Annotated in this window: 21 protein-coding genes; 8 read left to right on the forward strand and 13 right to left on the reverse strand. The window is 72.0% G+C overall.

Translation table 11 applies throughout. The features are described 5' to 3' along the window. Nucleotides 1-118: 118 nt before the first annotated feature. Nucleotides 119-1189 carry a histidinol-phosphate transaminase gene (locus WFJ01_RS02145; protein ID WP_336628070.1) on the reverse strand — a complete coding sequence of 357 codons (1071 nt, stop codon included), beginning with the start codon at nucleotides 1187-1189 and terminating at the stop codon, nucleotides 119-121. Between the two features lie 106 nt (nucleotides 1190-1295). Here WFJ01_RS02145 and WFJ01_RS02150 point away from each other — a divergent pair, with 106 nt between their 5' ends. Next, complete coding sequence (locus WFJ01_RS02150) at nucleotides 1296-1700, forward strand: phage holin family protein (RefSeq protein WP_251443522.1); 405 nt, start codon at nucleotides 1296-1298, stop codon at nucleotides 1698-1700. Nucleotides 1701-1726: 26 nt separating this feature from the next. On the opposite strand, the gene WFJ01_RS02155 is transcribed toward WFJ01_RS02150, so the two are convergent. After that, nucleotides 1727-3205, reverse strand: a complete 1479-nt coding sequence (locus WFJ01_RS02155; RefSeq protein WP_336628071.1) for a hypothetical protein — start codon at nucleotides 3203-3205, stop codon at nucleotides 1727-1729. Nucleotides 3206-3209: 4 nt separating this feature from the next. Beyond that, nucleotides 3210-3455: a hypothetical protein gene (locus WFJ01_RS02160; RefSeq protein ID WP_292882651.1), complete on the reverse strand. Its 246-nt coding sequence runs from the start codon at nucleotides 3453-3455 to the stop codon at nucleotides 3210-3212. Between the two features lie 150 nt (nucleotides 3456-3605). On the opposite strand from WFJ01_RS02160, the gene WFJ01_RS02165 reads away from it, so the two are divergent. Continuing rightward, nucleotides 3606-4127, forward strand: a complete 522-nt coding sequence (locus WFJ01_RS02165; protein ID WP_251443529.1) for a low molecular weight protein-tyrosine-phosphatase — start codon at nucleotides 3606-3608, stop codon at nucleotides 4125-4127. 41 nt (nucleotides 4128-4168) lie between these two features. Continuing rightward, nucleotides 4169-5545 (forward strand): adenylosuccinate lyase, encoded by a 1377-nt coding sequence (gene purB / locus WFJ01_RS02170; RefSeq protein ID WP_336628072.1) that lies wholly within the window; start codon nucleotides 4169-4171, stop codon nucleotides 5543-5545. Between the two features lie 358 nt (nucleotides 5546-5903). Here purB and WFJ01_RS02175 read toward each other — a convergent pair whose 3' ends face one another. From WFJ01_RS02175 to manA, 5 genes are all read right to left on the reverse strand, one after another. Further along, nucleotides 5904-7346, reverse strand: a complete 1443-nt coding sequence (locus WFJ01_RS02175; protein ID WP_336628073.1) for an MFS transporter — start codon at nucleotides 7344-7346, stop codon at nucleotides 5904-5906. Nucleotides 7347-7394: 48 nt separating this feature from the next. Continuing rightward, nucleotides 7395-7766 carry a hypothetical protein gene (locus WFJ01_RS02180; protein WP_292882637.1) on the reverse strand — a complete coding sequence of 124 codons (372 nt, stop codon included), beginning with the start codon at nucleotides 7764-7766 and terminating at the stop codon, nucleotides 7395-7397. Then, nucleotides 7763-8440 (reverse strand): acyl-CoA synthetase, encoded by a 678-nt coding sequence (locus WFJ01_RS02185; RefSeq protein ID WP_251443538.1) that lies wholly within the window; start codon nucleotides 8438-8440, stop codon nucleotides 7763-7765. The genes WFJ01_RS02180 and WFJ01_RS02185 overlap by 4 nt, the downstream gene beginning before the upstream one ends. 107 nt (nucleotides 8441-8547) lie before the next feature. Next, a complete protein-coding gene (locus WFJ01_RS02190) occupies nucleotides 8548-9573 on the reverse strand; it encodes a DMT family transporter (RefSeq protein ID WP_336628074.1) in 1026 nt (341 codons plus the stop codon). A gap of 245 nt (nucleotides 9574-9818) precedes the next feature. Continuing rightward, nucleotides 9819-10988, reverse strand: coding sequence for a mannose-6-phosphate isomerase, class I (gene manA, locus WFJ01_RS02195; protein WP_336628075.1), 1170 nt, complete (start codon nucleotides 10986-10988; stop codon nucleotides 9819-9821). A gap of 238 nt (nucleotides 10989-11226) precedes the next feature. On the opposite strand from manA, the gene WFJ01_RS02200 reads away from it, so the two are divergent. Beyond that, nucleotides 11227-12972: an AMP-binding protein gene (locus WFJ01_RS02200; protein WP_336628076.1), complete on the forward strand. Its 1746-nt coding sequence runs from the start codon at nucleotides 11227-11229 to the stop codon at nucleotides 12970-12972. A gap of 3 nt (nucleotides 12973-12975) precedes the next feature. Here the strand turns inward: WFJ01_RS02200 and WFJ01_RS02205 are convergent, their stop codons facing one another. Continuing rightward, on the reverse strand, nucleotides 12976-13287 hold the full coding sequence (locus tag WFJ01_RS02205; RefSeq protein WP_336628077.1) for a winged helix-turn-helix transcriptional regulator: 312 nt from the start codon (nucleotides 13285-13287) through the stop codon (nucleotides 12976-12978). A 217-nt stretch (nucleotides 13288-13504) separates the two neighbouring features. On the opposite strand from WFJ01_RS02205, the gene WFJ01_RS02210 reads away from it, so the two are divergent. Continuing rightward, nucleotides 13505-13870: a DoxX family protein gene (locus tag WFJ01_RS02210; RefSeq protein WP_292882625.1), complete on the forward strand. Its 366-nt coding sequence runs from the start codon at nucleotides 13505-13507 to the stop codon at nucleotides 13868-13870. 34 nt (nucleotides 13871-13904) lie between these two features. On the opposite strand, the gene WFJ01_RS02215 is transcribed toward WFJ01_RS02210, so the two are convergent. The 3 genes from WFJ01_RS02215 to WFJ01_RS02225 form a co-directional block, all read right to left on the reverse strand. Further along, nucleotides 13905-14807 carry a VOC family protein gene (locus tag WFJ01_RS02215; RefSeq protein WP_336628078.1) on the reverse strand — a complete coding sequence of 301 codons (903 nt, stop codon included), beginning with the start codon at nucleotides 14805-14807 and terminating at the stop codon, nucleotides 13905-13907. A 302-nt stretch (nucleotides 14808-15109) separates the two neighbouring features. Continuing rightward, on the reverse strand, nucleotides 15110-16582 hold the full coding sequence (locus WFJ01_RS02220; protein ID WP_292882619.1) for an MATE family efflux transporter: 1473 nt from the start codon (nucleotides 16580-16582) through the stop codon (nucleotides 15110-15112). Nucleotides 16583-16959: 377 nt separating this feature from the next. Next, nucleotides 16960-17964 carry an aldo/keto reductase gene (locus WFJ01_RS02225; protein ID WP_292882616.1) on the reverse strand — a complete coding sequence of 335 codons (1005 nt, stop codon included), beginning with the start codon at nucleotides 17962-17964 and terminating at the stop codon, nucleotides 16960-16962. A 174-nt stretch (nucleotides 17965-18138) separates the two neighbouring features. On the opposite strand from WFJ01_RS02225, the gene WFJ01_RS02230 reads away from it, so the two are divergent. After that, complete coding sequence (locus tag WFJ01_RS02230) at nucleotides 18139-19029, forward strand: helix-turn-helix domain-containing protein (RefSeq protein WP_251443559.1); 891 nt, start codon at nucleotides 18139-18141, stop codon at nucleotides 19027-19029. Between the two features lie 13 nt (nucleotides 19030-19042). Here the strand turns inward: WFJ01_RS02230 and WFJ01_RS02235 are convergent, their stop codons facing one another. Then, nucleotides 19043-19546: a MarR family winged helix-turn-helix transcriptional regulator gene (locus tag WFJ01_RS02235; RefSeq protein ID WP_336628079.1), complete on the reverse strand. Its 504-nt coding sequence runs from the start codon at nucleotides 19544-19546 to the stop codon at nucleotides 19043-19045. Nucleotides 19547-19599: 53 nt separating this feature from the next. Between WFJ01_RS02235 and WFJ01_RS02240 the strand changes: the two genes are divergently transcribed. Together WFJ01_RS02240 and WFJ01_RS02245 are read left to right on the forward strand one after the other, a co-directional pair. Then, entirely contained in the window at nucleotides 19600-20310 is a 711-nt protein-coding gene (locus tag WFJ01_RS02240; RefSeq protein WP_336628080.1) for a hypothetical protein, read from the forward strand. Next, complete coding sequence (locus WFJ01_RS02245; RefSeq protein WP_292882605.1) at nucleotides 20307-21032, forward strand: SDR family NAD(P)-dependent oxidoreductase; 726 nt, start codon at nucleotides 20307-20309, stop codon at nucleotides 21030-21032. Before WFJ01_RS02240 ends, WFJ01_RS02245 begins: the two co-directional genes overlap by 4 nt. The last annotated feature ends 46 nt before the right edge of the window (nucleotides 21033-21078 follow it).

Consider the following 21078-nt stretch of genomic DNA (forward strand, 5'->3'; position numbering starts at 1 on the left):
CGGACGTGCGGGCGGACGCGCGGGCGGACGTGCGGGGCGCGCGCACGACGGACGCGCGGACGACGGACGGACGTGCGGACGGCGGGCGAAGCGCGGACGGCGGGCGTCGCCCGGGGCGTCAGGCGCGCTGCGCGGCGGCGACGGCGAGCACGCGGGGAAGCGACTCCGCCTCGCCGACCGAGATCCGGATGCCGTCTCCCGGGAAGGCGCGGACGATGAGACCCGCCTCCTCGAACGCCGCGGCCACGTCGGCGGTCGCCTCGCCCGTGGGCAGCCAGACGAAGTTGCCCTGCGCATCGGGCACGTCCCACCCCTGGGCGCGCAGGCCGTCGCGCAGCTCCGCCCGGCGCTCGACGATGACGGCCACCCTGGCGCGCAGTTCCTCCTCGGCGTCCAGGCTCGCGATCGCGGCGCCTTCCGCGGCGGCCGTGACCGAGAGCGGGATCGCCGTGGTGCGGGCGGCGTCGAGCACCCGCGGGTTGCCGATCGCGTAGCCGACGCGGAGGCCGGCGAGCCCGTACGCCTTGGAGAAGGTGCGCAGCACGACGACGTTGGGATGCGCCTCGAAGATGCGCTCGGCCAGGCCGTCGACGGCGTCGGGGGCGGTGACGAACTCGGCGTAGGCCTCGTCGAGCACGATCAGCACGTCCCGCGGCACCTTCTCGACGAAGGCCGCGAACTCGGCGCTGGTCACGATCGGGCCGGTCGGGTTGTTCGGCGTGCACACGATCACCACGCGGGTGCGGTCGGTGATCGCCGCCGCCATCGCGTCGAGGTCGTGGCGGGCGTCGGCGGTCAGCGGCACCTGCACGCCGGTCGCCCCCGCCACCAGCGGCAGCCCCGGATACGCCTCGAAGGAGCGCCAGGCGTAGACGACCTCATCGCCGACCGTGGCCGCCGCCTGCACCAGCTGGTAGAGGATCGCGACGCTGCCCGAGGCGACGTGCACCGCGTCGGGGGCGACGCCGTAGCGTTCGCCGATCCGCGCACGCAGCGCCGCGGCCGTGGCATCGGGGTAGCGGTTGATCGGCGCGCCGGCGGTGAGGGCGGTGACGACCGACGGCAGCGGCTCGAACGGGTTCTCGTTGCTGGACAGCTTGAACGCATCGGCGCCGGCCTGCTTGCCCTGACGGTACGGCGGGAGGGCCGCGATCTCGGCACGGATGCGGGGCAGGATCTCTTCGCTCACGGGTCGAGTCTAGATCCGCGCTCCGCCCTGGCGCCCGGCCCGTCATCGCGCGCGTTCCGGGCGAGACTCCCCGCCGGATCCCGGTTTCAAGTGCGAGAATCAGCCCATGAGGTTTCTCATCCGCGTCGTCGTGAACGCCTTCGCCATCTGGGTCGTGAGCCTGATCACCATCCTCGAGGTCACGGTCACTCCGTACCCGCCGGGCGGCCAGATCCCCCTGGTGGTCACCCTGCTCGCGATCGGTGCGGTCTTCGCGATCGTGAACACGATCGTCGGCACCGTGGTGAAGGTGGTCGCGATACCGCTGTACATCCTCACCCTCGGGCTGATCTCGCTCGTCATCAACGGGTTCCTGCTCTGGCTCACCTCCTGGATCACGGGCTTCTGGGGATGGGGGCTGGCGGTCGGCGGTTTCGGCTGGACGATCGTGGCGGCCTTCCTCATCGCCGTCATCAACGCGATCTTCAACGCGATCCTGCGCCCGCAGCGCCAGCGCGACCGGGATCGCTGAGGATCCACGAGGCGCCCTCCCGCTCGTCATCCCGACTCCGTCACCCGTGTCGCGGTGAAGTCCGTGGAGTCGATCAGGCTCGCGCCGTCATAGGCCGCGAATCGGTCACGGATCGCCGTCATACGCGGGTCCCCGGACTGCTCGGCCCTCTGCACGGTCTCGCGGTACTCCCCGAACCGATGCGCGGGCATGCCCGCGTCGATGCCGTGACCCGGCACAGCCGCGCGCGTGATCACCACGCTCTGCGGCGACCCGGATCCGTCCGGCCTCCCGCCTCCCGCGAGACCGGCCACCGGATCGTCGGTGTGCCGTACGGCGACGTGCATCACGTCGCCGGGCAGCGCGGGTTCGACCGGCGAGCCGATCGTGTAGACGCCCTGCACGGTGAACGCGCCGGACTGTGCGATCAGGTCGACGTTCATGCCGCCCTGCGAGTAGCCGACGAGGTCGACGGGCGTCTTCTCGTCCACGCCCGCGGCCCGGAGGGCGGCGACCGTGGCTTTGTACGAGTCGGACTCCTCGCGCCGGAGATACGCCTGCACGTTCGACCGCATGTCCCAGGGCTCCGTATCCGGCCGCCCCGGCCGCGTGCCGTCGACGTAGGCCACCACGCGGGCCGAGCCGTCCGCCAGGACGTACCTCTCGACGCGCACCTGCGGCCCCTCGCCGAAGGGGATCCGGCTGATCGCGTCGCTCAGGGAGGCCGGGGCCGCGGGAACCGGCAGAGCACCGGCGGCCGTCGATCCGCCGGCGAGCCGCCCCGGGCGGGACGTGAGGAGCAGGTCCCCGGGACGCGGCCCCACCGCGCCCCGCCCCGGTGCGCCCGGTCCGGGGACCCCGTCGACGAACACGACGCCCGGTGTCGGCTCGAGCGGTGCGCGCGGCGTCTGCCCGAGGCCCGGCGCCAGCAGCATCAGCAGAAGCAGGGCGCCCTGGGACATGCCGGCCTCGGTCGCGCCCCCGGTCAGGAGGGCCACCCGCACGGCGGGGCTCAGCGCCGCGAGCAGGTCGCCCGCGGTTCCCTGCATCTCGGAGAGCGGGGCTCCCGGCACGGCGGCGAACCCGTCGAAGACAGCGCGCGCCCATCCCTCCCGCAGTTCGCGCTGCATCTGCACCAGTCCCGGATTGCGTGCGAGGAGCTCGTCGATGCGGTGCAGGGATCCCTTCACGAGCTCCGGATCCGCCGGACCCGGCATCTGACGCCACGCGCGCAGCTCGGCGATCTCGAAGACGTCCGCCATGGTCGCCGTCGCACTCGCGACCTCGTCGAGCGCGGAGTCGATCGCGTCGAGACGCCCCGTGGCCGCCCACACCGCTCCGAGGCCCCCGAGCGGCAGCCGGGCGGCGAGCCCGGACGCCTCGACGAGCACGGGGATCTCGAGCAGTTCCTCCCGCGCGACCTGCACCGCCGCGGCATCAGCTCGCACCCGGCCGGCCATCGCCCGCAGCCCGTCGGGGTCGACCGCGACGATCCCGCCGTGGGTGATCTCCACCTCTCCGCCCACGCCGTCACCCCGCCCGCAGCCCGGACTCGATCGATTCCAGGAGATCGACCACCCCCGTGAGCACATGCTGCTGCTCGGTGCACCGGTCGAGCATCAGCTCGATCGCGCGGGCCTTCCAGGCGCAGTCGACGACGAGCGCACGCAGATCGGCGAGCACACGGTCGAGCCGATCGCGGGCGCTCAGGCAGCGCAGCAGCGCCTCGGCGAGCATCCAGGATCCTTCGGCGGTGGCGGGGGCGACGGTCGGCATGGCATCCACACTGCGCTCCGGCGCAGCGTCCCGGGGCGCGGCGGCCGCACTCCGTGCACTCCCCCGGGGCCTTCCGCGCTGTGCAGGACGACCACCGTGCGAGCCCCTCCCCGCACTCGGGCGGCCGGCGCGGTGCGGCACAATGGAGCCATGACCGAGTCGGACCCGTTCCGCGTGATCTTCGTGTGCACGGGCAACATCTGCCGGTCCCCCATGGCGGAGGTCGTCTTCCGCGACATCGCCGCAGCACAGGGTCTCGGCGACCGCATCGTCTCGACGAGCGCGGGCACCGGCGACTGGCACGTCGGCGAGCAGGCGGATCGCCGCACGATCGATGCCCTCGCCCGCCGCGGCTACGACGGTTCGGCACACCGCGCCCGGCAGTTCACCTACGACGACTTCGCCGAGAACGACCTGGTCGTCGCCCTGGACCGCACGCACGAGCGGATCCTGCGGCAGTGGGCGCGCGATGAGTCCGAGGAGGGCAAGGTGACCCTGCTGCTCTCCTTCGAGCACCACGGCGCCTCGTTCGAGCACCAGGGCGCGCTGGACGTGCCCGACCCCTACTACGCGGACGCCCCGGTGTTCGACGAGGTGCTCGGTATGATCGAGAGCGCGAGCCACGGCCTGTTCCGCCAGCTCGAACCCGCCATCCGACCGCCGCGTCCGTGACACCGGCGGCCCGGATCCACGACTCTTCCCGGAGGACCCCCGTGACCGCCTCGCTCCCCGTCCAGCCCCTCAGCCCGCTCGACGGCCGCTACCGCGCCGCTGTCGCCGGCCTCGCCGACTACCTGTCCGAGGCGGGCCTGAACCGTGCCCGCGTCGAGGTCGAGGTGGAGTGGCTGATCGCCCTCACCGATCGCTCGCTGTTCGGCACCGCCCCTCTCGCGGACGCCGACAAGGAGCGCCTGCGCGGCCTCTACCACGACTTCGGTCAGGCCGAGATCGACTGGCTCGCCGAGAAGGAGGCGGTGACCCGCCACGACGTGAAGGCCGTGGAGTACCTCGTCCGCGACCGCCTGTCCGCCCTGGGCCTGGACGCGATCGCCGAGCTGACGCACTTCGCCTGCACGAGCGAGGACATCAACTCCGCCTCGTACGCGCTGACCGTCAAGCGCGCGGTCGAGCGGGTGTGGCTGCCCGCCCTGCAGGACGTGATCGCCAAGCTCCGCGAACTCGCGGTCGAGCACGCCGACGCCGCGATGCTGTCCCGCACGCACGGCCAGCCCGCGACGCCCTCCACCATGGGCAAGGAGCTCGCCGTCTTCGCCTGGCGCCTGGAGCGCGTCGTCTCCCGGATCCAGGGATCCGAGTACCTGGCGAAATTCTCCGGCGCGACGGGCACCTGGTCGGCGCACCTCGCCGCCGAGCCCTCCGTGGACTGGCCGGAGTTGGCGCGCGAGTACATCGAGGGCCTGGGGATCGACTTCAACATCCTCACGACCCAGATCGAGTCGCACGACTGGCAGGTCGAGCTGTACGACCACGTGCGTCACGCGGGCGGGATCCTGCACAACCTCGCGACGGATATCTGGACGTACATCTCGCTGGGCTACTTCGCGCAGATCCCCGTCGCCGGCGCGACCGGATCCTCGACCATGCCGCACAAGATCAACCCGATCCGCTTCGAGAACGCCGAGGCGAACCTCGAGCTGTCCGGCGCCCTGCTGAACTCGCTCTCGCAGACCCTCGTCACGAGCCGCCTGCAGCGCGACCTCACCGACTCGACGACGCAGCGCAACATCGGCGTCGCCTTCGGGCACTCGCTGCTCGCGCTGGACAACCTGCGCCGGGGCCTGAACGAGATCTCGCTCTCGCGGGACGTGCTGCTCGCCGACCTCGACACCAACTGGGAGGTGCTCGGCGAGGCGATCCAGACGGTGATCCGCGCGGAGGTCGTCGCCGGCCGCTCCACGATCCAGGATCCCTACGCGCTGCTCAAGGAGCTGACCCGCGGTCACCGCGTGGGCGCGGCCGAGCTCGCCGAGTTCGTGCAGGGGCTGGAGATCGGCGACGCCGCCAAGCAGCGCCTGCTCGCGCTGACCCCGGCGACCTACGTCGGGCTCGCCGAGACCCTGGCGAAGTAGCCGCGCTGGCTGCGTTCACACTGTTCGGTGGTTGAGGCCGCGCAATTCAGGCCCGGCCTCGGAGAACCCGCCGTTCCGCGCCTGGAACGGCGGGTTCCCATGTTTCTGACCTGAATTGTGCGGGGAGGGTCGACGTAAGGCCTACCGCAACCGAGCGAAACGGGCCGAAATTGGGCTGACCCGGGCTGTGACCGCGAGCCAGCACCGGGCCGAAACGGCAAGCCCGGACCGCACGACCGGGCACACGGACAGGACGACCGGACGAACGGACCGGACGACCCGGGCGCACGGACCGCACGACCCGGGCGCACAGACCGGACGCCCCGGGCGCACGCACCGGGCCGGGACCGCCCGGGGGTCAGGCCTCGGCCGGCACCGCCGCGGGCGCGCCGGAGTACTCGCCTGCGCGGTCCTTCGGCATCGCGAAGATGGCGAGCAGCATGAGCGCGGCCGTCACCGCAGCCGCGACGAACACCCACGTCGACGCATGCACGACCGTGGCCGGATCCCCCGAACCCCCTCCGGCGGCCATCACCGCGTTGGAGATCGCGCCGTAGACGGCGACGCCGACGGCTGCTCCGGCCGACCGGGCGAACGTGTTCATGCCGGTGACCGCACCGCGCTCTCCCCAGCCCACCGACGCCTGCGCCACGATGAGCGTGGGCGCCGCCGTCCAGCCGAGGCCGAATCCGATCACGAACGCGACCGCGGCGAGCGAGAACGCGTTGGGGTAGGGGCCGATCAGCGCGAGCCCGAGTGCGCCGATCGTCGCGATCGCGGATCCGATGAGAGCCGTGAAGCGGAATCCGCGGCGCAGGTACAGCCGGCCCGCGTTGGCTGCCGAGAGCGGCCAGCCCAGGGTCATGGCGGCGACCGCCAGTCCGGACAGCAGCGGGACGACGCCGATCGACCCCTCGAGGTAGGCCGGCGCGAAGCTCGTCACGCCGGTCAGCAGCGCGCCGATCGCGAACGAGGCGAGGGTCGTGGTGAGGATCAGCCGGCTCGAGATCAGGCGGAAGTCGATGATCGGCTCGGCCGCGCGGCGCTCCACGAGCGCGAAGACCACGATCGCGGCCGCCCCTCCGACGAAGCAGATGAGGCTCTGCGGCGACAGCCACGCCCAGGCGTTGCCGCCCTCGAGCACGCCGAGGATGATGCCGGTCAGCCCGAGGGTCAGCAGCGCGGCCCCGACGTAATCGATCCGGTGCCGTCGGCGCTCTGCCTGCTCGTGGAAGTGCCGCAGCAGCATCCACCCCGCGATGAGGCACAGCGGGACGTTGATGAAGAAGATCAGCCGCCACATGTCGAGCTGCGCGAACACGCCGCCGAGGGCGGGGCCGACGACCGAGCTGATCGCCCACACGCTGGCGATGTAGCCCTGCACGATCGCCCGCTCGGACACGGTGTAGATGTCGCCGACGATCGTCATCGCCATGGGGCCCACGGCCCCGGCTCCGAGCCCCTGCACGAGGCGGAACAGGATGAGCGAGGGCATGCTCCAGGCGAAGCCGCAGAGGATGGATCCGAGCAGGAACAGCGCGATCCCGATGAGGATGATCGGCTTGCGGCCGACGGTGTCGGCGAGCTTCGAGTAGATCGGCACGCTCACCGCCTGCGCGAGCAGGTAGACCGAGAACAGCCACGGGAACTGCTGGTAGCTGCCCAGATCGTGCACGACGCTGGGCACAGCCGTCGCGAGGATGGTGGCGTCCATCGCGATGAGGCCCGTGGCCAGCATCAGTGAGAGCAGCACGGGGCCGCGCTCGGAACGGAATCCCACAGAGTCGCGGTCGACGGTCATGCTCACCTTCGGGTCAAGGCTCGACCGGCCCGCGCTATTCCCCGCGGCTCAGATCTGCGGCGCGTCGCCCGGGGCGCTGCCGGCGTCCGCGGCACCGTCTGCGGGTGCATCCCCGTCGTCGGTCTTGTCGTAGAGCACGGGGCGGTCGTGCGGCTTGGTGAAGTCCGCGGGGTCGACCGCGAGGATCAGGATCGACAGGATCAGCAGTGCGGCGATGAAGATCCCGCCGGTGACGATGAAGGCGAGGTTCCACGGCGGGATGCCCGCGTAGGTGCCCTTGTCGACCATGCGCATCACCTTGTCGGTGAACGCGCCCGTCGCGATCAGCGTGACCATCCCGGCGAAGACGCCGCACAGCAGCGACAGCCCGATCAGCTGCACCGGCCGGAACAGATCCCTGCGCCTGGTGTTCTCGGTCATGCGGATCCTTCGTTCTCGGCCGGCGCCGTCCCGGCGGCGGCGGTTTCTGCACCCGCGTCGATGGAGGTGCGGGAGCGCGGGCTGAGACCCGCGATACCCAGGAACACCGCGACGACCGCGGCATAGGCGCCGAAGATCCCCACGGCGAGGGTGATGCCGGTCAAGGTGAACGACCCCGCCTCGGCGATCGAGTAACGCAGCGCGTAGGTCGTCGGCACGCACAGCAGTCCGACGGCGAGAGCCAGCCCCAGGGATCCGACGAGGATCGCGTCGCGGGCGCCGTCGGCGACCACGGCCGGAGCGTCGCCGGTGCGCGCGAGCCGACGGGCGCGGATGCCCGCGATGAGCTCGATGAGCCCGGTCAGCGCCCCCCAGGCGATCACCATCACGAAGAACATCGGGGTGGAGCGCCAGGCGGGCACACCGCCGGCCATGCCGGTGAGGATCGACACCGCGGCGAGCAGGATGAAGGGCCAGCGCCAGCCCGAAGGCGCCATCAGCCAGGCGCTGAGGATATGGATGAGCGCGGTGACCAGAGCGAATCCGCTGAACACCGCCAGTCCCACGGTCGCCGAGTGGTCCGCCGAGAACGTGATCATGAGGGCCGCGACCGCGGCGAGGGCGGCGCGCGCGAGCTGCACCTGACGCAGCGTGAGCGTGCGAGTGGCTGACATGACGGATCCTCGGGTCCTGTGCTTGGGGCGAGCACGCCGCAATGGCATCGCGGGCTCGGCGCCGCCGCGGCGTGTCGGGCGGACCCGTCCAGTCTACGCGCGGGATCCTAGGCGCCCGCTCGGGGCGCCGCCTCCCGTCCCTCCGGTTCCGGATCCTGCGCCGGACCCTCCGCGCGGTCGTCCGTCGCCCGGTCGTCGCCCGGCTCGTCCGGCGCCGGATCCTCCGCCCCGGGGTCCTCGGCCGCGCCGCCGTCGGCGCGCCGGGGCTGCAGCTCGCTGAGCAGGGTGCCGGCGATGATGAGCCCGGCCCCGAGGATCGCGAGCGGGGGGATCCTCTCCCCCGCGATCCGTCCGACGACGCCGGCCCACACCGGCTCGCCCGTGTAGATGATGGTGGCGCGGGTCGCCGACACGGAACGCTGCGCCCAGTTCATGGTGAGCTGGATGAGCCCGCTCGCCAGCCCCATGGCGAGCCCCGCGATCAGCCAGACGGGGTCGAAGGCGGGGATCGGCTCTCCGGCCAGCGGCATCGTCGCGAACCCCAGCACCGAGGCGGTGAGCAGCTGCACCACGGTGAGCCGTCCGACGTCGAACCGCCCGCCGAAGAGGCTGATCAGGATGATCTCGCCGGCGATCGGCAGCGTGCTGATGAGCGTGAGGATCTCGCCCGTGCCGAGCTGGATCCCCCGGGATCCGATCCCGGCGACCAGCAGCAGGCCGACGAACGCGAGTCCTGCGCCGACCAGCGTGAGCGCGCGGGGCGGCTTGCGCAGCACGAGCCACTGCAGCAGCGGCACGAGCGGCACGTAGAACGCCGTCATGAACGCGCTGGTCGAGGAGTCGATGGTCTGGAGGCCCGCCGTCTGCAGACCGTAGCCGCCGTAGATGGCCGCGCCGATCGCGGCGCCTGCGCCGAGCTCGCGCCAGGACATACCCCGCAGCGACCGCCAGAAGATCGCGGCGGCGAAGAGCCCGGCCGCGAGGAAGCGGAACCCGACGAAGAACCAGGGCCCGGAGTGCTGCATCGCGGTGTGCACGACGAGGAACGTGCCGCCCCAGATCATCGTGATCCCGACGAGCGCCCACTCCTGGACGGACAGCCCGAGCACACGACGGGCGACGGAGCTGTTCACGGTAATACGCTACCGGGCGCTCCGCCTCAGGTCATGGCGCCGACGACGCCAGCGCACGACGAGGCACCCGCGAAACCGAACCCGAGTCCCGAGACCGCGGTTCGTTTCGTCGGTCTCGAGACGGAGGTTCGGTCTCGCGGGAGCGCGGCGCGGGAGCGCGGCGCGGGAGCGCGGCGCGGGAGCGCGGCGCGGGAGCGCGGCGCGGGGCGCGCGGGGCGCGGGGCGGGCGCCGCGCGCGGGGCGACTCAGACGGCGGTCGCGATCCAGAGGCGGCCGGATCCGGTGACCCGCACCTGCGCCGGGCGGGTGACGAACACCGCGGCGCCGCGCGCGACGGCGACCTCCGCGCCCTCCGCGACCTCCGCGCCCTCCGCGGCGAGGGCGAAGGAGCCGTCCGTGGCGATCGCGATCGACGGGCCGGCGAGGGCGACGTCCGCGGCACCGGTGACGGCGAGCAGCTCGAACGGCACGTCCGCTCCCGACGCATGGATCCGCGGGCGGTAGCTGCGCACGCCCTCCGCGATCTCGACGGGCAGGAGGTGGTCGTCCTCCGAGGCGGTGAACGTCAGCACCTTCTCCAGCTCGGCGGTGTCGACGTGCTTCGGGGTGAGTCCGCCACGCAGCACGTTGTCGCTCGGCCCCATGAGCTCGACGCCCGCACCGCGCAGGTAGGCGTGGATGTTGCCCGCCGGCAGCCACAACGACTCCCCCGCGGCCAGCGTGACGTGGCGCAACATGAGCGCGACCGCGATGCCCGGATCTCCGGGGTAGGCCGCCGCGAGACGGGTGATCAGCTCGAAACGCTCCTCGCCCACGGCCGCGGCGACCAGAGCGGCGACCGCGAGATCCACATCGGCGCCGCCGCCCAGCAGCCAGGAGAACCCGGCGCGCAGCCCGTCGGGACCGGCCAGTGCGGCGCGCCACGGCGCGAGCGCATCGGATCCTGCGCGTGCGGCGAGCTCGTCGACATCGACGAGGATCTCCGCGACCGAACGGAAGCCGCACAGCGCCTCGAAGCCGTCCTCGAGCGCGACGATCAGCTCCGGCTTGGCATACGGGTCCTTGTAGTTGCGGTGCGACGCCTCGAGCGGGATGCCCCGGTCGTTCTCATCCGCGAAGCCGGCGGCCGCCTGGGCCGGCGTGGGATGCGCCTGCAGGGACAGCGGGCCCGCCGAGACGAGGATCTTCAGCAGGAACGGCAGCCGGGCGCCGGCCTGCCGCTCCCAGTCCAGAAGGGTCGCCCACGGCGCGTCGCCGACCGTGCGGGCCGGGGATCCGGGATGCGCGCCGAGCCACAGCTCCGCCTCGGGGCCGCCCGTGCCCGCGGCGCCCAGCACTCCGGCCACGCCGTCGACCCTTCCCCAGGCGTAGTCGCGCGGCGTGTTGGCGATCTCGACGAACAGGGGCTCGGACATGCTGCTCCGATCGGTGGATGGCGGGGACGCACGCCAGCGTATTGCACCCCGCCCCGGATCCTGTCGGCCGGACGCCGATCGCACAATTCAGGCTCGTTTCCCGCCACCGGCCCGCATCCGGCCCTATCCGGCCTCTGAGCGGGCTCCAGCCTGAATTGCGCGACGGCCTCGCCGAGCACGAGCGCTTCCCGTGGCCCGGACGCTCCCCGAAACGGTCCGGAGCGACGAAGATGGCTCCATGAGCCAGCCCCGTGCCGCCACCGCGGCGACCTCCGCGATCCGCTCCGCCCGCGATCTGCTGCTCGCGCATGCGAACGACTACACCCGGGCGCGGGCCGTCTTCCACTGGCCCGAGCTGCGCACGTTCAACTTCGCGCTGGAGTGGTTCGACGTCGTGGCCGGCGAGACGCCGAACCGCCCGGCCGTGCAGATCGTGTCCGCCGATCTCACCAGCCGGACCTGGACGTACGGCGAGCTGGCGCGGCGGTCCGACCAGGTGGCGAACTGGCTGCACGGGCTCGGGATCCGCCGCGGCGACCATGTGATCGTGATGCTCGGCAACACGATCGACCTGTGGGAGACTATGCTCGGTCTCACCAAGCTCGGCGCGGTCGCGATCCCGACCTCGACGCTGCTCTCGCCCGCGGATCTGGCCTACCGGGCGGAGAAGGGCGAGGCCCGCGGCATCGTGACCCTCGGATCCCTCGCGGACCGCGTCGCCGGCCTGCCCGCCGACATCGTGCGCATCGCCGTGCCCGATGCCCCCGGTGCGCCCGCACCCGACGGCTGGCACGACTTCGCCGACTCCCACGGCGCCTCGGACGACTTCGAGCCCGACGGCCCCACCCCGGCGGGCGACACCAGCCTGCTCTACTTCACCTCGGGAACCACGAGCCGGCCCAAGCTCGTGCAGCACACGCACGTCTCCTACCCGGTCGGGCACCTCTCGACCATGTGGTGGCTGGGCGTGCGCGAGGGCGACGTGCACCTCAACATCTCCTCGCCGGGCTGGGCGAAGCACGCATGGTCGAGCTTCTACTCGCCGTTCCTCGCCGAGGCCACCGTGTTCGTCTACAACTACGACCGCTTCGACGCGAACACCCTCATGGAGGTCATGGAGCAGCACCATGTCACGACCTTCTGCGCACCGCCGACCGTCTGGCGGATGCTGATCCAGGCCGACCTGGGCCGGCTCCCGCATCCGCCGCGTGAACTCGTCGGCGCGGGTGAGCCGCTGAACCCCGAGGTGATCGGGCGCGTGCGCGACGCCTGGGGCGGCACCATCCGGGACGGCTTCGGGCAGACCGAGATGACCGCCTGCGTGGGCAACTCGCCGGGGCAGGTCGTGAAGGACGGATCCATGGGCCGCCCGCTGCCCGGGTATCCGGTGGTCCTCGTGGATCCCGTCACGGGCGCCCGCGTCGACGGCGATGCCGACGGCGTGGCCGAGGGCGAGATCTGCCTCGACCTCGCCGAGCGCCCGCTCGGGCTCATGGCCGGGTACTACGCGGATCCCGAGGCGACAGCGCGCTCGCGCGAGGGCGGCTTCCACCACACGGGCGACATCGCCACCCGCGACGCCGAGGGGTACCTGACCTATGTCGGCCGTGCGGACGACGTGTTCAAGGCGTCCGACTACAAGATCTCACCGTTCGAGCTCGAGTCGGTGCTGCTCGAGCACCCCGACGTGGTGGAGGCGGCCGTCGTGCCGAGCCCGGATCCGACCCGCCTCGCGGTGCCGAAGGCATACGTGCTGCTGACGGCGGCCGCGCACGACGACCTCACGGCGACCGCGGGCTCGATCTTCGCCTATGCGCGCGGCCAGCTCTCCCCGCACCTGTGGGTGCGCATCATCGAGTTCGTGCCGGAGCTGCCCAAGACGATCTCGGGCAAGATCCGCCGGGTGGACCTGCGCGCCCGCGAGGCCGAGCGCATCGCGAACGGCGACGAGTCCGGTCAGCACCACGACCGCGACCACCGCTGAGGCTCAGCGCGCGTCGTACTCCGCACGGGAGCGCTCGATCGCGCCGTGGTTGGCGATCACCCATTGGGCGATGGTGTGCGCGATCTCGACGAAAGTGGTGCCGAGCGCTGTGAGCCGGTATTCGACGCGCGGCGGCACCTCGGCGTACGCGGTACGGATCACGAGGCCGTCGCGCTCCAGCTGGCGGAGCGTGAGAGTCAGCATGCGCTGCGAGATGCCGGGGATGTGGCGGAGGAGGTCGCTGAACCGCATCACATCGCCGTTGAGGGAGCCCACGACGAGGAGCGACCACTTGTCTCCGACCCGATCGAGCACGTCGCGGATCAAACGTCCCGTCTCGGGACCTCCCGGGCGTCCCTGGCAGGAGCGTTCGTATTCGGAGAGGTCCGAGCCCGCGCCAGCTGTCGCGGCGGGAGTTCTCCCGCTGTGCGCCGGTGACACCGATGTGCCTTTTGTACGCGCCTCCATCGTGCTCCATCCTTGTTGCTTACTGATCGTAACAAGGTGACGATCGATAACAAGAAGGATCCCCATGCTCATCGCCCTCTGGATCGTCAACGCGCTGCTCACCCTCGCCATGCTCGGCGGAGGCGGCATGAAGCTGATCACCCCCAAGCCCGTGCTCGCCGAACGCGGCATGGCGTGGACCGACGACTTCTCCGCCGGCACCGTGAAGGTGATCGCTGCGCTCGAGGTCGTGGGCGCGATCGGTCTGATCCTGCCTCTGGCGACGGGAATCGCCCCGATCCTCACGCCCCTCGCCGGCACGGGTATCGCGATCATCATGATCGGCGCGGTGGTCGTTCACCTGCGCCGCAAGGAGGCGGCGACGCCGGCGATCGTCCTCGCCGTGCTGGCCGTGGCGAGCGCGACCTTGGGCTTCCTCGCCCTGCGCTGAATACCGAGCCGAAGACTCCTCCCGCGGATCAGGCTCAGAGATCGGCGATGACGATGCGCCCCATCCGCATGAGGTGCTCGTAGGCGTTCGGCCGCTGCATCAGCTCGCCGAGGTTCGCCGGCACGACCTGCCAGCTCACGCCGAAGCGGTCGACGAGCCAGCCGCACTGCTCGGCCTCGGGCACAGCGCTCAGCGCCTCCCAGATCCGGTCGAGCTCGTCCTGCCCGTCGCAGTCGACCTGCAGCGAGAACCCGGGCGTGAACGTGAAATCCCGGTCGACCGGAGAATCGAAGGCCGCGAAGCGCTGCCCGGCGAGCTGGAACTCGGAGTAGACGATCGGCTCGTCGATGTGCGGGGATTCGGTGACGGGGTACTCGACCTGGCGGGTGATGCCCGCGGGCGGCATCAGCTCGCCGTACAGCGCGATCGCCTCCAGCGACCTGTTCCGCACGGGTCCGCCGAACACGAGCATCGGGGTGATCAGCGGCGCGGGCTCGGCGTCCCGATCCATCAGCTTCAGCTGCCAGCTCACCCCGTAGCGGTCCTCGACCCAGCCGTACAGGCCGCTGAAGAAGTACTCGCCGATGTCCATGAGCACGAGGCCGTCCTCGCCGAGCCGTGTCCAGGTGCGGTTGATCCAGGCGCGGGCGGCATCATCGCCACCGAAGCGGCGCGGATCCACGCTCACCAGGAAGGACGTCGCCGGGTTCGGGGCGAACTCGGATCCGGCGTTGATGAGAGTGATCCGATAGCCGTCGATCGACACGTCGACGGTGAGCGCCTGCCCGGCGAACGCGCGCTGGAACTCCGGCAGACCGTGGTCGGGGTAGCGCGCGACGACCCGCGAGGTGGTGCGGTCGAACACCGATGCGTAGAAGACCCCCGCCTCCTCGGCGGTGTGGTCGCACCAGATGTTGGGGGTGATCCGCTGGGTCATTGGGGAAGCTCCTCGCACGCCGATGGTCCCGCCAGATCTCCAGAGTGCGCGACCCCGCTCCCCCACCGCAAGCGCCTGGCGGACATCCGTCGCTCGCCGTCGTGATTCCGCCCGACGATCGCGCGCCGGCGCCCGCAGTGGCCCCGGCTCGCGGCACCGGCGCGACCCCCGGTGCGACCCCCGGTGCCCGGCAGCCGCGCGACGCGCTCCTCGCCCCGGCACCGGTGCGACCCCCGGTGGCCGGCAACCGCGCGACGCGCTCCTCGCTCCGGCACCGCGACCCCGCGGTCAGGCGTGCAGCGTCAGCGGCGTCCGACCTTGAGGCGCGCCCTTCTCCTCACCACGGGAACGGGGGCGGTGAAGACCCCGTCGACCACCATGGATCCGTCGGTCGGACCGACCACGGGGATCGCCGTGGTCGGGGTGACCTCCACGGGGTCGACCGGCATGGCGGCGAGCTGCCGGTGCGCCTTCACGTACGCGGGGATGAGCAGCGCGGCGGCGCCGAACCACGCGAGCGGATTGCTCAGTGCGACGCCGGGGTACCCGATGAGCGCTCCCAGCACGACGGCGGCGCCGACGCGCATCACGAGCTCGATCACCCCGGTGATGGTCGGGATCAGGGTGTGGCCGAGCCCCTGCAGCACGCCGCGCAGCACGAACAGCACGCCCAGCGCGGTATAGGTGAGCCCGTTGATCAGGAGCATGAGGGCGGCCAGACGCACGACCTCATCGGATCCGTCTCCGATGAAGACCCGCACCATCGAGGATCCGAAGAGCACCAGCAGCGCGCCGAGCACGACCGCGGTGATCACGGCCATCCAGATCGCCTGGGTCACGCCGCGGCGGATGCGGTCGGGGCGGCGTCCGCCCAGGTTCTGCGCGGCGTACATCGACGCGGCGAGCCCGATCGACGAGAGGAACGCCACGGCGATGCTGTCCACCCGGGACGCGGTCGTGTAGGCGGCGACCGCGTCGGCGCCGAGCATGTTCAGCGCCACCTGCACCGTGATGGTGCCGATCGCGATGATCGAGGCCTGGAATCCCATCGGGAGTCCGAGGCGCAGGTGCTCCGCGATGTCGGCACGGGTCACCCGCCAGTCGGCGCGGTGCACGTGCAGGACGGGCAGCTTGCGCCACACGTACACGAGACAGAGCGCGACCGAGACGCCCTGGGCGACGACGGTGGCCCAGGCGGCCCCTGCGACTCCCCACTCGAACGTGCCGACCATGAGGATCACGAGCACGATGTTCAGCGCGCAAGAGACCGTGAGGAAGACCAGGGGCGTCCGCGAGTCGCCGATCGCCCTGATGACCGCCGAGAGGTAGTTGAAGAACATCACGGTGCTGCCGCCGATGAAGGTCACCTGCGTGAACACCGTCGCCTCCGGGAGCAGCGCCTCGGGCGTCTGCAGCAGCCGGAGCAGCGGTTCGGTGACCAGCGGGGCGCCGATCGTGATGACGATGCTGGTGGCGGCGGTGAGCAGCGTGCCGGTGGCGACCGAACGCCGCACCGCGGCATGGTCCCCCGCGCCGAACGACTGCGCGGTCGGGATGGCGAAACCGCTCGACAGACCCCAGGCGAAGCCGATGAGGAGGAAGATCAGGCTGCCCGTCGCGCCCACGGCCGCCAGCGAGTCCACGCCGAGGTGGCGTCCGACGACGATCGCATCAGCGAACTGGTACAGCTGCTGGACGACGTTGCCGATCAGCAGGGGGACGGCGAACGCGAGGATGACGCGCCAGGGGCGGCCTGTGGTCAGGGAGACGGCCATGAGGAGACTCTTCGGGCGAGGATCGGCGGGGGACGAAGCAAGGCTCCCCGTGATCGGTCACGGCGAGCCGTCTCCATCGTATCGAATCGATTCGGAGAAGCGAAGAGAACATCCGATCTTTTTCCGGGATCGGCGGGCGCCGCGGCCGTCGCGCGGTCCCGCTCCGTTCCCGTCGCGAGCCTTTCCGTTCCCGTCGCAAATAATGTCGTTCAGCAGCGCCCTGAGCGACCTTTTTTGCGACGGGAACAGAGCGGGGCGGGCAGACCGCGTGCCCGCCCGCCGGGGCCGCGGGCGGGGGCCGGCGCCGGAGGCCGGCCGGGGGCGGCCGGTGGCCGGGGGCGGCGCCGGGACCGGGTGCCCGACCGCCCGCGCGATCCTCAGCGACCCACGTAGGAGAACTGCGTCGCGTTGTAGCGATCGCCGGCGACGCCGAGGCGGGCCGCGAGGGAATCGAGGTCGGCGCGTTCGTCGGCCGACAGTGCGACCGCGGTGGATCCGGCGTTCTCCGCGATGCGCGCGGTGCGCCGGGTGCCCGGGATGGGCACGATCCACGGCTGCTGCGCGAGCAGCCAGGCCAGGGCGATCTGCCCGGGCGTCGCCCCCTTGGCCGCGGCGAGCGCCGCGACGTGATCCACGAGACGCTGGTTCGCCGCGCGGTTGTCGGCGGTGTACCGCGGGATGGTGGCGCGGATGTCCCCCTCGGCGAACGACGTCTCCGCCGAGACCGTGCCGGTGAGGAAGCCCTTGCCGAGTGGGCTGAACGGCACGAACCCGATGCCGAGCTCGGCGAGCGCCGGTAGCACCTCGGCATCCGGATCCCGCGTCCACAGGGAGTACTCGCTCTGCACCGCGGTCACGGGGAACACGGCGTGCGCGCGGCGGATCGTGGCGGCCGATGCCTCGGACATGCCGAAGTGGCGCACCTTGCCCTCGCGCACGAGCTCGCCCACGGTGCCCGCGACGTCCTCGATCGGCACGGCCGGATCCACCCGGTGCTGGTAGAAGAGGTCGATCACGTCGGTGCGCAGCCGTCGGAGCGATGCCTCGGCGACCCGGCGGATCTGCTCCGGGCGGCTGTCGACCCCGGTGTAGCGGCCGTCCTCCTCGATGTGCCAGCCGAACTTCGTGGCTATGACGACCTGGTCCCGGACGGGCTCGAGCGCTTCGCCGACGAGCTCCTCGTTGACGTAGGGCCCGTAGACCTCCGCGGTGTCGATGAGGGTGACGCCGTGGTCCAGTGCCGAACGCAGCACGCCGATCATGTCCTCCCGGCTGCCGGGATTCGGACCGTAGCTCTGCGACATCCCCATCGCGCCGAGGCCGATCGCGGAGACCTGGAGGCCCGCGCCGTCGAGACCGTGTCCGAGTGTGCGCGTGTGCATGCGCCTCTCCTTCCGTCGCTGCCGGCCGGCGCGTCGAGCCGCCCTGCCGGATCCCGCTCCGGCGGATCCGGAGCACGTCCAGTCCACTCCGATTCCCCCGCAGGCACCAGACCCGGATGTTCCGGGTACTGCCAGTGCCTGGCACCGCCCGATCGCGGCGCGTACCGTCGAGGCATGGACGATCGCGGGCGGGACGCCAGGGCTGAGGTGCAGGACTTCCTCACGTCCCGGCGCGCACGGCTGTCTCCCGAGCAGGCCGGGCTTCCCGCATACGGGCGGTTCCGCAGGGTTCCCGGGCTCCGTCGCGAGGAGGTCGCGCTGCTCGCGGGCGTCAGCGTGGACTACTACATCCGCATCGAGCGCGGCGACCTCACCCGCGCCTCCGACACGGTGCTCGCGGCCATCGCCGGAGCGCTGCAGCTGGACGAGGCCGAGACGGCCCACCTGTTCGACCTCGCCCGCGGCTCCGGCCGCGTCACGCGCCCGGGCCTCGCAGCCCCGGTGCGGGCCGCGGCGCTCCGCCCGAGCGTGCTGCGGATGATCGACGCCATCGTCGATGCGCCGGCGATCGTGCGCGGCGGCGGTTTCGACTATCTCGGCGCGAACCGCCTGGGCCGGGCGCTCTACGCCCCGCTGTTCGCGCACGAGCGGCCGAACAGCCTGCGCTTCGCCTTCCTGGACCCTGTGGCGCGCACCTTCTACCGCGAGTGGGATCAGGTCGTGCAGGATCTGGTCGCGACTCTGCACGCCGAGGTCGGACGGCACCCGGCGGATCCCGCGCTCGCGTCGATCGTCGATGAGCTGTCGGACTGCTCGGACGAGTTCCGCACACTGTGGGCGGCGCACAACGTGCGCTTCCACCGCACCGGGATCAAGCGCCTGCATCACCCGGTCGTCGGCGATCTGGACCTCACCTACGAGGGCCTGGACCTTTCCGCCGACCCGGGCGTGATGATGGCCGTGTACACGGCGGAGCCCGGATCCGGGTCGGCGGACGCTCTGCGGATGCTGGCGAGCTGGGCCGCGACCGACGAGGAGGAGCGGCTCCGCGCCCGCGACCTCTGAGCGGGACTCGTCGCTACGCCCGGTCGTCGCCTGGCGCGCCATCCTCCGCACGAGGATGATCGGCGAACCCGCGGTGCACGTCGGGGTCGATGCCGTGCGCGGCGGCGAGCCGGGCGATGAGGGCGGCGAACGCCTCACGCTCGGCGGGATCGAGGGGCCCGAGGATGTCGGCGTTCTGCTGCTCGGCCGCCGTGCGCAGCCCCTGCAGCGCGGCGCGCCCCGCGTCGGTGAGATCGAGCCGGTGGTGACGACGGTCGTCGGGATCGCGGGTGCGGGAGACGAGTCCGGCGTGCTCGAGGGCGTCGACGAGCACCACCACGCGACTGGGCACGGCCCCGAGGCGGTCGGCGAGCGCGCGCTGGCTGAGACCGGGACTGCGCGCCAGGATGCGCAGCGCACCGGCGGTCGCCGGGGTGAGGCCGGCCGGCTTGACGAGTTCGGCGAAGCGCGCGGCGGCGAAGGATCCGAGCTGCGAGAGGAGGAAGCCCGTGCGCTCGGGGCGGCGAGGGGTGTCCATCACCTCAGCTTAGTCCCTTGACAGAATGATTCATGCCATGCATCGTTTGTTGTATGACCGATTCTTCGCAGCGCCCCCGTCGCCCTGGTGGACCGCCCCTGGGCCCGCTCGCGATCGTGACGTTCGCCCTCACGATCGCCGGCGTCGTCACCCTGCTCGCCGGCACCGGATCCGCTCCCGCGCCGTTCGCACCGGCCGGCGACGTCGCGGCCTGGTACGCGGCGCACGCGCTGCCGATCCGCATCGCGGCGACGCTGCAGCTCGGCGCGGCCGTGCCGCTGGGGATCCTCGCCGCCTCCGTCTACGCGCGGCAGCTCCGGCTCGGCGTGCGGGTGCCCGGACCGGTGATCGGACTGTACGGCGGCATCGCGGCCTCGCTGCTGCTGCTCCTCTCGGCCCTCGTGCCCTGGTCGCTCGCCTCCGGATCCTCCCCCGGGGATCCGGGCTCCGTCGCGGCGCTCGGCCGCCTCGCGTTCGGGCTCGGCAGCGTCGGATACGCGGTGGGCATGGGCCTGCTCATCGCGGGCATCGCCGTCCCCGCCTACATCCTGCGCCTCCTGCCTCGGTGGCTCGCCCTCGCGGGGCTCGTCACCGCCGCCGCGGGCGAGGTGTCGTTCCTCTCGCTCGTGCTGGATCCGCTGCAGGTCCTTCTTCCGATCGTCCGGTTCGGCGGCGGCGCCTGGCTCATCGCCGCGGCGTTCCTCCTCCCCCGCGATCGCCCTCGCCGGGATCCGCGCCTGGCAGGCCGGGAGGACAGGTCATGAGCTGTGCGATCGTGGTCGGCGCGAACGGGGAGATCGGCGGAGCGGTCGCACGGCGGCTCGCCGGCGAAGGGCACCGGATGCTCCTCGTGGCACGCCGGGCGGAGCCGCTCGACGCCCTCGCCGCGGAGCTGCGGACGACCGGGGTCGACGTGGCCGCGGGCGCCTTCGACGCCTCGATGGAGGGCGCGCTCGAGGAGTTCCTCTCCCGCGAAGCCCCCGATGGAATCCAGGTCGCCGTCAACAACCTCGGCGTCGCGCACCTGCCGCGCCCGCTCGGTGCGATCGACGATGCCGAGCTGGAGCGCGTGCTCACGGTGGACCTCCTGGGGCTGGCGCGGTGCCTGCGAGCCGAGCTCGCCGTCATCGGCGACGGCGGGGCGATCGTGAACGTCTCGTCCACCGCGGGCATCGGCGGGGCTCCGGGGATGTCGGCCTATGCGGCCGCCAAGCACGGCGTGGTCGGCCTGACCCGCACCACGGCCCTCGACGAGGCCGCTCGCGGCGTGCGGGTCAACGCCGTAGCCCCCGGCCCGATCGCCTCGGGCCGCGTGCTCACCCAGCCCGCGGAGGTGCGGGAGCACATCGGCCGGTTCGTGCCGATGCAGCGGATGGGGCGCCCCGAGGAGGTCGCGGAGGCGATCGCCTGGCTCGCGTCGCCGGCCGCCTCGTTCGTCACCGGCGTGGTCCTGCCCGTCGACGGCGGGAAGACCGCCGCGGCCTGACCCCGGACCGCTCCTCGTCGTCACCCGCTGCGCCGGGTTCCTCCGG

Origin of the sequence: Microbacterium sp. MMO-35, from assembly GCF_037147555.1 — a bacterium.
In the GTDB taxonomy this organism is placed as follows: Bacteria; Actinomycetota; Actinomycetes; order Actinomycetales; family Microbacteriaceae; genus Microbacterium.

Coding starts and splice junctions, on each gene's coding strand:
- WFJ01_RS02150 (WP_251443522.1), top strand. CDS start 1,296: ATGAGGTTTCTCATCCGCGTCGTCGTGAACGCCTTCGCCATCTGGGTC.
- WFJ01_RS02160 (WP_292882651.1), bottom strand. CDS start 3,455: ATGCCGACCGTCGCCCCCGCCACCGCCGAAGGATCCTGGATGCTCGCC.
- WFJ01_RS02165 (WP_251443529.1), top strand. CDS start 3,606: ATGACCGAGTCGGACCCGTTCCGCGTGATCTTCGTGTGCACGGGCAAC.
- WFJ01_RS02175 (WP_336628073.1), bottom strand. CDS start 7,346: ATGACCGTCGACCGCGACTCTGTGGGATTCCGTTCCGAGCGCGGCCCC.
- WFJ01_RS02180 (WP_292882637.1), bottom strand. CDS start 7,766: ATGACCGAGAACACCAGGCGCAGGGATCTGTTCCGGCCGGTGCAGCTG.
- WFJ01_RS02185 (WP_251443538.1), bottom strand. CDS start 8,440: ATGTCAGCCACTCGCACGCTCACGCTGCGTCAGGTGCAGCTCGCGCGC.
- manA (WP_336628075.1), bottom strand. CDS start 10,988: ATGTCCGAGCCCCTGTTCGTCGAGATCGCCAACACGCCGCGCGACTAC.
- WFJ01_RS02200 (WP_336628076.1), top strand. CDS start 11,227: ATGAGCCAGCCCCGTGCCGCCACCGCGGCGACCTCCGCGATCCGCTCC.
- WFJ01_RS02210 (WP_292882625.1), top strand. CDS start 13,505: ATGCTCATCGCCCTCTGGATCGTCAACGCGCTGCTCACCCTCGCCATG.
- WFJ01_RS02215 (WP_336628078.1), bottom strand. CDS start 14,807: ATGACCCAGCGGATCACCCCCAACATCTGGTGCGACCACACCGCCGAG.
- WFJ01_RS02220 (WP_292882619.1), bottom strand. CDS start 16,582: ATGGCCGTCTCCCTGACCACAGGCCGCCCCTGGCGCGTCATCCTCGCG.
- WFJ01_RS02225 (WP_292882616.1), bottom strand. CDS start 17,964: ATGCACACGCGCACACTCGGACACGGTCTCGACGGCGCGGGCCTCCAG.
- WFJ01_RS02230 (WP_251443559.1), top strand. CDS start 18,139: ATGGACGATCGCGGGCGGGACGCCAGGGCTGAGGTGCAGGACTTCCTC.
- WFJ01_RS02235 (WP_336628079.1), bottom strand. CDS start 19,546: ATGGACACCCCTCGCCGCCCCGAGCGCACGGGCTTCCTCCTCTCGCAG.
- WFJ01_RS02240 (WP_336628080.1), top strand. CDS start 19,600: ATGACCGATTCTTCGCAGCGCCCCCGTCGCCCTGGTGGACCGCCCCTG.
- WFJ01_RS02245 (WP_292882605.1), top strand. CDS start 20,307: ATGAGCTGTGCGATCGTGGTCGGCGCGAACGGGGAGATCGGCGGAGCG.